16 protein-coding genes are annotated in these 13721 nt (G+C 69.4%); 12 read left to right on the forward strand and 4 right to left on the reverse strand.

What is annotated here, in order from left to right; all coding sequences use genetic code 11:
• The first annotated feature begins 206 nt into the window (after nucleotides 1-206).
• From rplU to AC3AOF_RS15735, 8 genes are all read left to right on the forward strand, one after another.
• A complete protein-coding gene (gene rplU / locus AC3AOF_RS15700; protein WP_048436258.1) occupies nucleotides 207-524 on the forward strand; it encodes a 50S ribosomal protein L21 in 318 nt (105 codons plus the stop codon).
• Nucleotides 525-567: 43 nt separating this feature from the next.
• Nucleotides 568-849 (forward strand): 50S ribosomal protein L27, encoded by a 282-nt coding sequence (gene rpmA, locus AC3AOF_RS15705; protein ID WP_236989967.1) that lies wholly within the window; start codon nucleotides 568-570, stop codon nucleotides 847-849.
• Between the two features lie 194 nt (nucleotides 850-1043).
• Complete coding sequence (locus tag AC3AOF_RS15710) at nucleotides 1044-1679, forward strand: GNAT family N-acetyltransferase (protein WP_488345839.1); 636 nt, start codon at nucleotides 1044-1046, stop codon at nucleotides 1677-1679.
• Nucleotides 1680-1745: 66 nt separating this feature from the next.
• Nucleotides 1746-2774, forward strand: a complete 1029-nt coding sequence (gene obgE / locus AC3AOF_RS15715) for a GTPase ObgE (RefSeq protein WP_488345840.1) — start codon at nucleotides 1746-1748, stop codon at nucleotides 2772-2774.
• Nucleotides 2775-2823: 49 nt separating this feature from the next.
• Complete coding sequence (locus tag AC3AOF_RS15720) at nucleotides 2824-3111, forward strand: type II toxin-antitoxin system VapB family antitoxin (protein WP_236989964.1); 288 nt, start codon at nucleotides 2824-2826, stop codon at nucleotides 3109-3111.
• A complete protein-coding gene (locus AC3AOF_RS15725; RefSeq protein ID WP_488345841.1) occupies nucleotides 3108-3512 on the forward strand; it encodes a type II toxin-antitoxin system VapC family toxin in 405 nt (134 codons plus the stop codon). Before AC3AOF_RS15720 ends, AC3AOF_RS15725 begins: the two co-directional genes overlap by 4 nt.
• A 529-nt stretch (nucleotides 3513-4041) precedes the next feature.
• Entirely contained in the window at nucleotides 4042-5193 is a 1152-nt protein-coding gene (gene proB / locus AC3AOF_RS15730) for a glutamate 5-kinase (RefSeq protein ID WP_488345842.1), read from the forward strand.
• 1 nt (nucleotide 5194) lies between these two features.
• On the forward strand, nucleotides 5195-5719 hold the full coding sequence (locus AC3AOF_RS15735; protein WP_488345843.1) for a P-loop NTPase family protein: 525 nt from the start codon (nucleotides 5195-5197) through the stop codon (nucleotides 5717-5719).
• Between the two features lie 484 nt (nucleotides 5720-6203).
• Here AC3AOF_RS15735 and AC3AOF_RS15740 read toward each other — a convergent pair whose 3' ends face one another.
• Nucleotides 6204-6419 (reverse strand): hypothetical protein, encoded by a 216-nt coding sequence (locus AC3AOF_RS15740; RefSeq protein WP_236989959.1) that lies wholly within the window; start codon nucleotides 6417-6419, stop codon nucleotides 6204-6206.
• Nucleotides 6420-6756: 337 nt separating this feature from the next.
• Here AC3AOF_RS15740 and AC3AOF_RS15745 point away from each other — a divergent pair, with 337 nt between their 5' ends.
• The 4 genes from AC3AOF_RS15745 to AC3AOF_RS15760 all read left to right on the forward strand — a co-directional run bounded on the left by AC3AOF_RS15745 (nucleotide 6757) and on the right by AC3AOF_RS15760 (nucleotide 10649).
• Nucleotides 6757-8190 carry a homospermidine synthase gene (locus AC3AOF_RS15745; RefSeq protein WP_236989958.1) on the forward strand — a complete coding sequence of 478 codons (1434 nt, stop codon included), beginning with the start codon at nucleotides 6757-6759 and terminating at the stop codon, nucleotides 8188-8190.
• Between the two features lie 116 nt (nucleotides 8191-8306).
• Nucleotides 8307-8873, forward strand: coding sequence for a Uma2 family endonuclease (locus AC3AOF_RS15750; protein WP_488345844.1), 567 nt, complete (start codon nucleotides 8307-8309; stop codon nucleotides 8871-8873).
• A gap of 14 nt (nucleotides 8874-8887) precedes the next feature.
• Nucleotides 8888-9235: a hypothetical protein gene (locus tag AC3AOF_RS15755; RefSeq protein WP_488345845.1), complete on the forward strand. Its 348-nt coding sequence runs from the start codon at nucleotides 8888-8890 to the stop codon at nucleotides 9233-9235.
• A gap of 4 nt (nucleotides 9236-9239) precedes the next feature.
• Nucleotides 9240-10649 (forward strand): amidase, encoded by a 1410-nt coding sequence (locus AC3AOF_RS15760; RefSeq protein ID WP_488345846.1) that lies wholly within the window; start codon nucleotides 9240-9242, stop codon nucleotides 10647-10649.
• A 138-nt stretch (nucleotides 10650-10787) separates the two neighbouring features.
• On the opposite strand, the gene poxB is transcribed toward AC3AOF_RS15760, so the two are convergent.
• The 3 genes from poxB to AC3AOF_RS15775 all read right to left on the reverse strand — a co-directional run bounded on the left by poxB (nucleotide 10788) and on the right by AC3AOF_RS15775 (nucleotide 13506).
• Complete coding sequence (gene poxB / locus AC3AOF_RS15765) at nucleotides 10788-12533, reverse strand: ubiquinone-dependent pyruvate dehydrogenase (RefSeq protein WP_488345847.1); 1746 nt, start codon at nucleotides 12531-12533, stop codon at nucleotides 10788-10790.
• A 427-nt stretch (nucleotides 12534-12960) separates the two neighbouring features.
• Nucleotides 12961-13236, reverse strand: a complete 276-nt coding sequence (locus tag AC3AOF_RS15770; RefSeq protein WP_236989953.1) for an adenylosuccinate synthase — start codon at nucleotides 13234-13236, stop codon at nucleotides 12961-12963.
• 15 nt (nucleotides 13237-13251) lie between these two features.
• Entirely contained in the window at nucleotides 13252-13506 is a 255-nt protein-coding gene (locus tag AC3AOF_RS15775; protein ID WP_236989952.1) for a hypothetical protein, read from the reverse strand.
• Between the last annotated feature and the right edge of the window lie 215 nt (nucleotides 13507-13721).

A 13721-nucleotide genomic window follows, 5' to 3' on the forward strand; every position in this document is an offset into this window, starting at 1 on the left:
CGTGAAATCAAGGCGGGCCCGGCAAAACCGGGACGCGACGGCGTTGACAGACGGCGCCCATGCCCGTAACGGTGACATCTGGCGCGCGGACTGCACGGTCCGCGCGCCGTCGCGTTCGCGGAGGTCCTCAGGGGCCCCCGGGCGTCAATTGCCAAAAAGACGACCCCGGCTGAAGCCGGAGGCCGGATGGAACACGGACGAGAACGATGTTCGCAGTGATCAAGACCGGCGGCAAGCAGTACCGCGTCGCCGCCAACGACGTCATCACGATCGAGAAGCTCGAGGGCGAGGCCGGCACCGCCGTCACCTTCGGCGAGGTGCTGCTGTTCACCGATGGCGCCGGCGCGACCCAGGTCGGCGCCCCGCTGGTCTCCGGCGTCAGCGTCGCCGGCGAGATCGTGAAGCAGGCCCGCGGCCCGAAGGTCATCGCCTTCAAGAAGCGCCGCCGCCAGAACTCGCGCCGCAAGCGCGGTCACCGCCAGGACCTCACCGTGGTCCGCGTCACGGGCATCAGCGCCGCCTGAAGCTGGCTGCGAGCCCTTTTTCCAGAATTCAGGAGTTAGCCCCATGGCTCATAAGAAGGCAGGCGGTTCGTCCCGCAACGGTCGCGATTCGGCCGGTCGTCGTCTCGGCGTGAAGAAGTTCGGCAGCGAGTCCGTCATTGCCGGCAACATCATCGTGCGTCAGCGCGGCACCAAGTGGCATCCCGGCGTCAACGTCGGCATGGGCACCGACCATACCCTGTTCGCCATGACCGCCGGCAAGGTGCAATTCATTACCAAACGAGGCCGCGCCTTCGTAACGGTCGTCGCCAACGACGCCGCCCCGGCCCTGGAGGCCGCAGAATAACCCGACGGAGCCAGTGACGAGGGAGCTCCGCCGGTGTCCCCACACCGACCCGGCGACTCCTGCTCACCTGAGGCCCGTAAAACGGCCAAGCTCCGAGCGAGATCACGAGGGGAAGGTGGGGAACCACCTTCCCTTTCGTCGTTCTCGTAACCGCGCCCGGGCGGGAGGCTCTGGGTTCGGATCGGAGTCAGGCGATGTTTCCCGACCTCACCCGCGACGATGTCTTCCGGCTCGAGACCCGGAGGCTGTGGCTGCGCTGGGCCCGTCAGGCCGATGCGCAAGCCCTCGTCCGATTCGCCGGTGAGAAAGCCGTAGCCGGGATGACCGCCCGAATTCCGCATCCGCTCGATCCGCCCTCCGTGGACAATTTCATCCTGGAGTCGCGGCGGGCCAACGCGGAGGGGCGGGCGCTGGTCATGGCGATCACGCCGCGGCGCCACCCGACCCAGGCGATCGGCGTCGTCAGCATCGAGCCCGATGCGGAGAGCGGCTCGGCCCATCTCGGCTACTGGCTCGGCACCCCGCATTGGGGGCAGGGCCTGGCCACGGAGGCCGCGCGGGCGATGATCGACGCGTTCTTCGCCTATACCGAGGGCGACGAGCTGTCCTCCTCGGCCCGGGTGGTCAACCCGGCCTCGCGGCGGGTCCTGGAGAAGTGCGGATTCGCCTCGGTCGGCTCCGGCCTCCAGGCCTTTCCGGCGCGCGGCGGGGTCTTCCCGGTCGACCGGTTCCGGCTCGACCGGCGGGCCTGGGACAGCCTGAAGACCTGGCACGCCGCCGGGCTCGTCTTCGAGCGTCACGACCGGCCGGAATGCCGGGTCGGCGCCTGATCTGATACACTCTCGGCGGCCGGGGCCCCTCCCCGGCCGCCCTTCCCTTTTTCGGAGTTCTGTCCCGTGAAGTTCCTCGACGAGGCCAAGGTCTACGTCCGCTCGGGAGACGGCGGCGCCGGCTGCGTCTCGTTCCGGCGGGAAAAGTTCATCGAGTTCGGCGGGCCCGACGGTGGCGACGGCGGCCGGGGCGGCGACGTCTGGATCGAATGCGTCGAGGGGCTGAACACCCTGATCGACTACCGCTACCAGCAGCATTTCAAGGCCCGCAAGGGCGAGCACGGCTCGGGCCGCAACCGCGCCGGCGGCAAGGGCGAGGACGTGATCCTCAAGGTGCCGGCCGGCACCGAGATCCTGGCCGAGGACCACGAGACCCTGCTCGCCGACATGACGACCGTCGGCCAGCGGGTGCGGCTCGCCAAGGGCGGCAATGGCGGCTTCGGCAACGCCTACTTCACCACCTCGACCAACCGCGCCCCGAAACACGCCAATCCGGGCCTCGAGGGCCAGGAGCAGTGGATCTGGCTGCGCCTCAAGCTCATCGCCGATGCGGGCCTCGTCGGGCTGCCCAATGCCGGCAAGTCGACCTTCCTCGCCACCGTCACGGCGGCCAAGCCCAAGATCGCCGATTACCCCTTCACCACCCTGCATCCGGGCCTCGGCGTGGTCCGGGTCGATACCCGGGAATTCGTGCTCGCCGACATCCCGGGCCTGATCGAGGGCGCGCACGAGGGCGTGGGCCTCGGCGACAAGTTCCTGGCCCATGTCGAGCGCTGCCGGGTGCTCTTGCACCTCGTGGAGGGCACGAGCGAGGATGCCGGCGCCGCCTACCGGCTGGTGCGCAACGAGTTGGAGGCCTACGGCCACGGCCTGGAGGACAAGCCCGAGGTGGTCGCCCTCTCGAAGGCCGATGCCCTCGATCCCGAGACCCTGGCGCTGCAGCTCGAACGCCTGGAGGAGGAGTGCGGCCAGAAGCCCCTCGTCCTGTCCTCGGCGACCCGCCAGGGCGTGACGGACGCCCTGCGGGCGCTCATGGCCCGCATGGATGCGGCGGCGGCGGAAGCGCCGGTGGAGCGCGCGGCCTGGCAGCCTTGAGGGAGGCGTGGGGGAGGCGCTAGAGTCGACGCCATCGGGAGTCGCCCCCATGACCGAGCCTCTGATCATCGACAGCGACGAGACCTTGCTTCTCGCCCGGCGCCTCGCGGAGCGTCTCGGGACGACGCCGGGCGATGCCGTGGCGCAGGCGTTGCGGGCCTATGACGAGATGCCGGCGGCAGCATCCGCCCTCTTGCGTCGGCGACCGCCTCTTCGAGATCAGGCAGCCCTCGTCGCAAAAATCCTTGCGCTCGGCGCCGCCGCACGGGCCGAGCTTCCGCCGGGAACGAACTCAGACCACAGCGATCTGTACGACGAGGACGGCCTTCCGCGATGATCGCGGTGGACACGTCGGCGCTGCTCGCAATCGCCTTCGGTGAACCGGAGGCACAAACCTTCCTCGACATTCTCGTGCAATCCGACTGGGTCCTCGGCACACTGATAGCCCTTGAGGCGCACATCGTCGTTGCACGGCGCGGCTCGATGCGTGCGACCCTGGCTTTCCAGGAACTGATGTTGCTACCTCGCCTCGCGCTTCTCCCCTTCACTGCGGCACATACCTTCCTGGCGAGGCAGGCCTTCGATCGCTACGGCAAGGGTATGGGACACCCCGCTTCCCTCAACTTCGGAGACTGCCTATCCTACGCAGTCGCGAAGCGCGACGATCTTCCTCTGCTGTTCAAAGGCAACGATTTCAGCAGGACGGACCTCGTGCCTGCCGTGAACTTCGATTCGTAACACCTGTTATCGACCAAGTTCACTGCGTTCCGAAGTCGTCTCCGAGCCTCTTCGGCTCAAGGATCACTGGGGTGTCGGTTTCGGGCAGCCATGGAGCGACCGATGAAGAAACCGCAAATCATCAGGAGTTCTGAAGGCTTACCGCGCCTCCTGAACAACTCCGCATCGCGTGCGTCCGCGTATGCCGCACTCACCCCCGCCCAGCAGGCGGACTACAATATCTTGCGTGCCCTCGTGCAGGACGTGGCCCGGTACAGGCAGCCCGGCGCGACTTCGGACCATTCCGACTTCTACGACGGGAACGGCCTGCCGGTCTGATCGCGCTCGACACGCCCGCGCTCATTGCGATCACGCAGCCATCGGCTCGTTTCGCCGCTCCGGTTGCGGCCATGGACATCCGGCGCGGTTGAACAGGGGGGACGGCATGGCTTAACCCCGTGGAAAGGACCCAGGACCCGCCGCTCCTCTCCAAGGGGAACGTCGTCGTCCACACGGACCTGACGCCCGCCGCCCCCTGATCCCCGGTTCCATGTCCACGATCCCCGCCCCCCGCTCGCCCGAGACCCCCACTCTCGACCAGTTCCGCCGCGTCGTGCTCAAGGTCGGCTCGGCGCTCCTCGTCGACCGGGCGCGGGGGCGGCTGCGCCATGCCTGGCTGGCGGCGCTCGCCGAGGACATCGCCGAGCTGCATGGCCGCGGCGTCGACGTGCTGGTGGTCTCCTCCGGCTCGATCGCGCTCGGGCGCACCGTGCTCAATCTCGCGCCCGGCCCCTTGCGCCTGGAGGAAAGCCAGGCCGCGGCGGCGGTGGGGCAGATCGCGCTCGCCCGGCACTGGTCGGAGGCGCTGTCCCATCACGGAATCGTCGCCGGCCAGATCCTGGTGACGCCGCAGGACACCGAGGAGCGGAGGCGCTACCTCAACGCCCGGGCGACCACCCTGAAGCTCCTTGAGGAGCGCGCCGTCCCGGTCGTCAACGAGAACGACACGGTGGCGACCTCGGAGATCCGCTACGGCGACAACGACCGCCTCGCCGCCCGGGTCGCCACGATGATCGGCGCCGACCTGCTGGTGCTCTTTTCCGATATCGACGGGCTCTACACCGCCCCGCCGGCAAGCGACCCGAATGCCGAGCACCTGCCCGTCATCGCCCGGATCACCCCGGAGATCGACGCCATGGCGGGCGGTCCCGCCTCGGAGTTGTCGCGCGGCGGCATGCGCACCAAGGTCGAGGCGGCCAAGATCGCGATCTCGGGCGGCACCCAGATGATGATCGCCGACGGGAGGGCGAAGAACCCGCTGAAGGCCGTGGCGAACGGGGCGCGCTGCTCGTGGTTCCTCGCCGGCTCGACGCCGGGTGCCGCCCGCAAGACCTGGATCGCCGGCTCGCTGGAGCCGCGCGGGACGCTCACGATCGATGCCGGCGCGGCCCGCGCGCTCCAGGGCGGGGCGAGCCTCTTGCCGGTCGGCGTCCGGCGCGTCGAGGGCAGCTTCAGCCGCGGCGACGCGGTGACGATCCGGGCCGAGGACGGGACGGTGCTCGCCCGCGGCCTCGTGGCCTATGACAGCGAGGATGCGGCCCGCATCCTCGGGCGGTCGAGCCGGGAGATCGAGGCGGTTTTGGGCTATCCGGGCCGCGCCGCGATGGTGCACCGGGACGACTTGGCGGTGGTGGGGGATTGAGGTGAGGCGAATCAACATTCTCGGCAGTGCCGGGAGTGGAAAATCCACCCTCGCCCGCAGGCTCGGCGAAACGCTGCATCTTCCGATCATCAATCTGGACCGACTGTTCTGGGAGCCGGGATGGCAGAAGGCCGACAAAGCGGTCTTCCGACAGCGTGTCGAGCAGGCGGTGAGCGGAGAAGCGTGGATCTGCGAGGGCAACTACGCCTCGCAGACGTTCGCGCTCCGCATGCCGCGCGCCGAACTGACCGTCTGGCTCGATACTCCACGCCTGATCTGTGCCCTCCGCGTCGCTTGGCGAAGCATGCGAACCACGGACAGGCCCGACCTTCCGGCAGGATGTCGCGAAGGGAACGTGAAGAATGCGGTCGAACTCGTACGGGACGCTTGGCAGTTCGACGCCAAGCAGCGTGCGCGAATCGAGGCGGAGCTTGCCCATTGGAGCGCGGCAGGCACGATCACGCGCCTCAGAAGCGGAGATGAGATAGCCGATCTCCTGTCGAGCATCCGGGCGCAAGATCGCTGATGCGATATGACGGAGCACGGCACACGACGGAAGCTGCTCCCAGCGTCGCCGACCCTTCCCACCCACGACCTCATCCTGAGGCGTTGGCCGATTGAAAATCGGCTGACCTCGAAGGAGAAATCCAGGGATCGCACAGACTTCTGGAGCCCTCCTTCGAGGTCAGTCCATGAAGGATGGACTGATACGAAATCCGGAAGATCACTTCCGGATTTCGTATCACCAGCCCGCGCGGCGCGTGAGCGAAGCTGATTTCCGCATCGCGAAGCGATCAGTCGGAAATCGTATGACACCTCAGGATGAGGTTGCAGATGGGAAAAGCCTGATGATCGCGGGCTTTGCACCAGTGTCGTGTACTGTGATGGCTGACGCACCTCGTACCGAAGCATCACCCCAAACACCAAGAAGGCGCCCGAGGGGCGATTTCGCCCCTGGCGCCTTGCTTGAACCATCGAGAACGTCACCCCGGCGAACCGGGGCGGCGCGATCAGCAGAAAAACTGACCGATGCGGCGCTCGAGATCGTCGGTGATGCGGCCGCCGTTGGTCTCGACGTACTCGCCGATCTGGCGCTCCAGGCGGCGCTGATTGGCGGCGTGGATCGCGTGGACCATGCGGCTCACGAGGGTGAGGATGCCGGGCTCGATATCGGAGCGCTCGTCGATGGTGGGAGAGATGAGCGAGTGAGTGATGACCGCGAGCATGGGGATCTCCTGTGAGATTGCGCGCGGGCGTTTCCGGTGTTCTTGTTGCAACGCAATATGGACGCTCCCGCGCTGCACACAAGCGTGGCGGCTGCAGCGGCGCCATGCGATTCCGGCATGCCCGATCCGGGAGCCGGGTTAACCCGACGGTTACGCTTGCGCGTTGCGGACCAACGGGTTGACCGGGGTTGACCCGGCGGACCCGACACGTCAATCACCCCTCGCCTGCCCCCGTCGCCTGCGCGTCATGCTGGCCTGCTAGGCGAGCCGACCGACCGGGGGGATTTCCCCGCGGGCGGGGCACACCGTCAACGACAACCCGGAGATCTCGAGCGCCATGACCGACTGGCCCGTCCACGGCCGCATCAGCGGCCCCATCGTGATGATCGGCTTCGGCTCGATCGGCCGGGGCACCCTGCCCCTGATCGAGCGCCACTTCACCTACGACAAGGCCCGGTTCACGGTGGTGGAGCCGTCGGATGCCCACAAGGCGCTCGCCGACAAGCACGGCCTGCGCTTCGAGCAGGTCGCGCTGACCAAGGACAATTACCGGGAGGTGCTCACCCCGCTCCTCACCGAGGGCGGCGGCCAGGGCTTCTGCGTCAACCTCTCGGTCGACACCTCGTCGCGGGACATCATGGAGCTGTGCCGCGAGATCGGCGCGCTCTACATCGACACCGTCGCCGAGCCGTGGCCGGGCTTCTACTTCGACAAGAATGCCGGCCCCGCCGACCGCACCAACTACGCCTTGCGCGAGCAGGTGCTCGATGCCCGCCGCCGCAAGCCCGGCGGTCCGACCGCGGTGTCGTGCTGCGGCGCCAATCCCGGCATGGTGTCGTGGTTCGTCAAGCAGGCGCTCCTCAACGTCGCGGCCGATCTGGGCCTCCAGACCCCCGAGCCGAAGACCCGCGAGGGCTGGGCCGCGCTGATGCGCGAGACCGGCGTCAAGGGCATCCACATCGCCGAGCGCGACACCCAGCGCGCCAAGTCGGAGAAGCCGCAGGGCGTCTTCGTCAACACCTGGTCGGTCGAGGGCTTCGTCTCCGAGGGCAACCAGCCGGCCGAGCTCGGCTGGGGCACCCACGAGACCTGGATGCCGGAGAACGGCCGCACGCTGCCCAACGACGCCCCGGCGATCTACCTGCTCCAGCCCGGCGCCGACACCCGCGTGCGCTCCTGGACCCCGACCGCCCAGGCGCAGTTCGGCTTCCTGGTGACCCACAACGAGGCGATCTCGATCGCCGACTACTACACGGTGCGCCAGGACGGTCAGGCGGTCTACCGGCCGACCTGCCACTACGCCTATCACCCTTGCAACGAGGCGGTGCTCTCGCTGCACGAGATGTGGGGCCAGGCCGGCAAGGTGCAGGAGACGCAGCACATCCTCGACGAGAACGAGATCGTCGACGGCATCGACGAGCTCGGCGTGCTGCTCTACGGCCACGGCAAGAACGCCTACTGGTACGGCTCGCAGCTCTCCATCGAGGAGACCCGCCGGATCGCCCCCTACCAGAACGCCACCGGCCTCCAGGTGACCTCCGCCGTGCTCGCCGGCATGGTCTGGGCGCTGGAGAACCCGGAGGCCGGCATCGTCGAGGCCGACGAGGTCGATTTCCGCCGCTGCCTGGAAGTGCAGACGCCGTATCTCGGGCCCGTGATCGGGGTCTATACCGACTGGACCCCGCTCTCCGGTCGCCCCGGCCTCTTCCCGGAGGACATCGACGAGAGCGATCCCTGGCAGTTCCGCAACGTGCTGGTGCACGGCGCGTAAAACCGCCCCGCGATCCGGCATCGCACCCCCCTCGTTCGGGCGCGGTGCCGCAGCGCAGCGAGACTGTCGCCCGTCCCCGCCCGGTGCTACCATCCTGGCGGTGACAGGGAGCCGTCATGTCGCTCGCGCTCAGGCGCGCCCCGCGGATGCGGGTCGCCGACTTCATCGCCATGATCCGCGACCGCCCGGACGAGGAGCGCTGGGAGCTTCTCGACGGCGAGGCCGTGCTGATGGCGCCGCCGGGTGAGCGGCATCAGCAAATCGTCATGAATCTGGGTCGCCAGCTTGCGACCCTGGCCGAGAAGCTGGGATGCCGGGCTCTGCCCGGGCTCGGCCTGCGCAACGATTTCGTCGACGATTACGCGCCGATCCCCGATCTCGTCGTGCGATGCGGCCCGCTTCTTTCCGACGGCTACGCGCGCGACCCACTGATCGTCGCCGAGGTCTTGTCCCCGTCCACCATGAACAACGACCGCGGTCGCAAGGCGGCGTTCTACCAGGGCCTCCAGACCCTGCGCGCCTACCTGATCGTTTATCAGGACGAGGCCCGGGTGGAGGTCTGGTCACGCGGGAACGGCCCGGACTGGTCCCTGCGCGTCCTCAGCCGCGACGATACGATCCCGCTGCCCGATCTCGGCGGGGAAATCCCCGTTGCCGCCCTGTATCAAGGCCTTCCCCTCTGACGCCCGAGCCGCCCTTGCCCCATTTCGACGAATTCTACGCCAACAAGCTGCGCGGCACCCTCGGGGTGACCGACGCCGAGTCGGTGCTCGACCTGCGCGGCGCACCCCGGGCCCAGGCCGAGGCCTCGCTGGCCGACATGCTGGAGCGCAGCCGCTTCGCCAAGGGCAAGACCGTGGCGGTGCGCCTCGACGCGCCGACGCCCGGCGGCGGCGAGACGCTGTTCCAGCCTGTCGGCCGCCAACTCCTCGACGCCAAGCGCCGCGGCTGGGTCGACCGGCTGCAGACCCTGCCGTCCCAGGACGGGCTCGGCTTCTACATCGCGCTCGCCGGGCGCCCCGACAAGACGCCCGAGGCGCGCTGACACCATGGCGACCCAGCCCTCCGCCGCGAACCTCGCCGACCTGGCGGCCACCGAGCTCCTGCACCTCTATGCGCGCCGCGCCCTCTCGCCGGTCGAGGTGACCCGGGCCGTGATCGCCCGGGCGGAGGCCGCGGAGCCGCAGCTGCACGCCCTCTACGCCTTCACGCCGGAGGCCGCGCTCGCCGCCGCCCGCGCGTCCGAGGCCCGGTGGATGCGGGGCGAGGCCCGGCCCCTCGACGGGGTACCGGTCACCATCAAGGAGAACATCGCCAGGCAGGGCGTGCCGATGCCGCTCGGCACGGCCGCCCGCGACGACGCACCTCCGAGCCCGGGCGATGCACCGGCCACCGCCCGCCTGCGCGAGGACGGGGCGGTCATCCTCGCCGCCACGACGATGCCGGATTACGGCATGCTGTCCTCAGGGCTGTCGAGCTTCCACCCCCTCACCCGCAACCCGTGGGACCTGAGCAGGGGGCCGGGCGGCTCGTCGGCCGGCTCGGGCGCGGCGGCGGCCGCCGGCTACGGCCCGATCCACCTCGGCACCGATATCGGCGGGTCGATCCGCCTGCCCGCCTCGTGGTGCGGCGTCGTCGGCCACAAGCCGAGCCACGGCCGGGTGCCCCTCGACAACGCCTTCTACGGCCGCTGCGCGGGCCCCCTCACCCGCAGCGTCGCCGATGCGGCGCTGGCGATGCGCAGCATCAGCCGCCCGGACGACCGCGATCCCACCGGCCTGCCACCGGCCGACCTGCCCTGGCTCGATCTCGACGGTCTCGAACCGAAGGGCCTGCGCCTCGGCCTGGTGATGGAGGCCGGGGCCGGGCTTCCCCTCGATCCGGCCAACCGCGCGGTGATCGAGGCGGCGGTCCGGCTCCTCGCCGAGGCGGGCGCGACGGTCGAGCCGGTCCCGGCCCTCCTCACGCCAGAGATGCTCGACGGGCTCGACCTGTTCTGGCGCCAGCGCGCCTCCCTCGACATCGAGGCGTTGGACGAGGACCGCCGCGCCCGGGTGCTGCCGTTCATCCGCGAATGGGCGGCGGGCGGCCGGGATTTGACCGGTGCGGCCGTGTTCCACGGCATGAGCCAGATGGCGGCGATGCGCGACGCCGCGCTGGCGGCGATCCGCCCGTTCGACTTCCTGATCGGCCCGGTCTCGCCCAACCCGCCCTTCCCGGCCGAGCACGCCTCGCCGACCAACGACCCGGCGCGCGCGATGGCCCACATCGCCTACACGGTGCCGTTCAACATGTCGGAGCAGCCGGCGATCTCGGTCCCGGCGGGCTTCACGCCGGACGGGCTGCCGGTCGGCCTTCAGATCGCCGGCCGGCGCTTCGACGATGTCGGGGTGCTGCGGTTGGCCCGGGCCTTCGAGCGGATCCGGCCGGCGCTGAGGGCGTGGCCGGTGGTGGGGTAGTCGGGGAAGGGAAAAGGCGCGGGTTTCCCCCTCCCCCCTCTGCGGCAGAGCTGTCCGAGGAAAGAAAAAAGCGCGTCTCCCCTCTCCCGAGTGGGAGAGGGGATCCCGCGCCTCTTCACCGGTCCAGCGATCCGTCCCTCACCGGATCAGGTTACTCTTCGCCAGGTCGAGAACCTCGTCACCGCGGCCGTTCATCACCGCCCGCATCATCCAGAGGCTGAAACCCTTCACCTGCTCCGCCTTGATCTGCGGCGGCATGGCGAGTTCCTGGCGGTTCGTCACCACGTCGAGGAGGGCCGGGCCGTCATGGGCCAGCATCTCGGCGATGGCGCCCTCCAGATCGCCCGGATCCTCGACCCGGCGGCCGTGCAGGCCGGCGGCGCGGGCGATGGCCGAAAAATCCGGGTTCTGGAGCGCGACGCCGGTCTCGAGATAGCCGGCGGCCTTCATCTCCAGTTCGACGAAGCCGAGGGTGCCGTTGTTGAACACCACCACCTTCACCGGCAGCTTCTCCTGCACCAGGGTGAGGAGGTCGCCCATCAGCATGGTGAAGCCGCCGTCGCCCGCGAGCGCGATCACCTGACGGCCCGGTTGCGCGGCCTGCAAGCCGATCGCGTGCGCCATGGCGTTGGCCATCGAGCCGTGCACCCAGGAACCGATCAGCCGCCGGCCTTGCGCCATCGCGAGGTAGCGCGCCGCCCAGATCGTCGGCGTGCCGACATCCGCCGTGAACACCGCATCCGGCGCCGCCGCCTCGCTCACCAGCCGGGTCAGGTGTTGCGGGTGGATCGGCCCGCTTCCGGGCTTGCCGGTCGCCAGTTCGTCGAGACCCTCGCGGGCCTTGGCGTAGTGCTTGAGGCAGCGTTCGAGGTGGCGGGAATCGTCGCGCGGCGTCAGCCGCGTCAGCAGGCCCGCGATCGTCACCCCGACATCGCCGACGAGGCCGAGATCGAGCCGGCAGCGGCGGCCGAGATTCTCCGGCCGGATGTCGATCTGGGCGATCTTCGCATGGTCGGGATAGAACTGGCGGTAGGGGAAGTCGGTGCCGAGCAGCAGCAGGGCGTCGCAGGCCTCCATGGCGGCATAGCCGGAGGAGAAGCCGATCAGCCCGGTCATGCCGACATCGTAGGGGTTGTCGTGCTCGACATGCTCCTTGCCGCCGAGCGCGTGCACCACCGGCGCCTTCAGGGTCTCGGCGAGGCGGAGCACCTGGTCCCGCGCCCCGGCGCAGCCGCGGCCGCAGAACAGGGTCACCGTCTTCGCGCCGTCGAGGAGCTCGGCCAGCGCGTCGAGCTCGGATGCCGGCGGCAGGACGATCGGGGGCTTCGGCGCCAGGGTCGCCGGCGCGGCGAGCGCCCGGGCGGGCGCCTCCTTCAGGGCGACGTCGCCCGGGATCACCACCACCGAGACGCCGCCCTTGCCCAGTGCCGTGCGGATCGCGATCTCCAGGACGAAAGGAAGCTGCGCCGGATCGGAGACCATCTCGCAATAGTGGCTGCACTCCCGAAACAGCTCCTCGGGATGTGTGGCCTGGAAGTAGCCGGTACCGATCTCCGCCGAAGGGATGTGGGCGGCGATCGCCAGCACCGGCGTGCGCGTGCGGTGGGCGTCGTAGAGGCCGTTGATGAGGTGGAGGTGGCCCGGCCCGCAGGAGCCGGCGCAGACCGCGAGCCCGCCGGTGACTTGCGATTCGGCGGAGGCCGCGAAGGCCGCCACCTCCTCGTGGCGCACATGCACCCAGCGGATGCTTCCCGGGTTCTTGCCCCTGGCACGGATCGCCTCGGTGAGGCCGTTCAGGCTGTCGCCGACGACGCCGTAGACGCGTTCGACGCCGGCATGCTCCAGGGTCTCGATGCAGAGATCGGCAACGGTGCGGCCCGTCATGATACGCTGCTCCTGCGCTTTGCGCCGCGAGCGGCCCGGCCGCTGCGGGCGAGGAAACGATGTCTCGTCGAGGCGCTCCGTCCCACGGCCGTAACTAGGGCGCGTTCGCCGGAAGGGGATGCGCGGTCTCGCGTCGGGCAGGGCCGAAGGCTGGACGGCGACGGGCGCAGCCATGTCCTCGGCGGGCCCCAGCCCGTCCCGAAGGAGCGCGGCAAGAGACGACGCGCAAAGCAGGCGCTGAAAAGAAAAAGGCCACTCTTGCGAGTGGCCCGAAGTCTAGGGAGGAAACGCCCAAGAGGGCTGGCAAGTCCGCGACGCCATCGCGTCCTTGCGTGAGTTGTGTATCCCATGATTTTTCGCACTGCACAATCCGGACTTTCGTGCGGGGTGCCATGCGCACGGCGCATGAAGCGCGGCCGTGGCCGGGTCAGGCCGGCCCGATCTCGAACTCCATCCCGCGCCCCGGCCCCTGATCGGCATAGTCGACGAGGGTGTAGCCGCGCTCCGCCAGGGCCGCCTCCAGGTCGTCGCGATGCCGGCGAAACATCTGCCCGATCGCCAGCGGCGTCAGCCGCGGGCTCGCCCGCCGGAGCGCGTCGACGCCGACCTGGACCGGCGCGCCCTCCCGGTCGGCGATCCGGATCAGGATCGCGGCCAGTTCCGCCGCCTTGGTCTCGGCCGCGGATTTCGGCTTGAAGGCCATCTCTTTCTCCCTCGCTCAACCGCCGCCGACCTGCTCGGCGAAGTCTTCCGGGATCTCGCCGAAGGTGCCGAGGATCGTCACGCTCTCGAGTTCGCCGGTCTCGTCATCCGCCACGATGCGCAGGGCGGCCGCGCCCGGCATCCGCCCGGCGATCGCCTCCGCCCGCTTGAGCGCCCCGCTCTCCGTCGGCGCCACGTCGCGCGCGCCCGGCCGCAACCGCTTCCGATGCACCTCGAACGTCTGCACCATGAAGGTCGTCCGCATCGTCATTCCCGCTCTCCCGCCACCATTCACCCGAAACCCGAGACGTCGGCGCGACCGTAAGGCTCCGGCCCGCCTGTTCTTTTTTCGTTCTAGAGCATCGCCCGGCCACTCTCCACCGCGCGCCTCGTCGCGGCTGCGGCGAGCGGATTAAGCCGTTCGACTGAACGTACAACGTCACCGAACGTCACCGAACCGTTGCTCAAGCGCGTCTATAGGCCGGC

It is taken from the genome of Methylobacterium sp. 142-1Y (genome assembly GCF_057747795.1).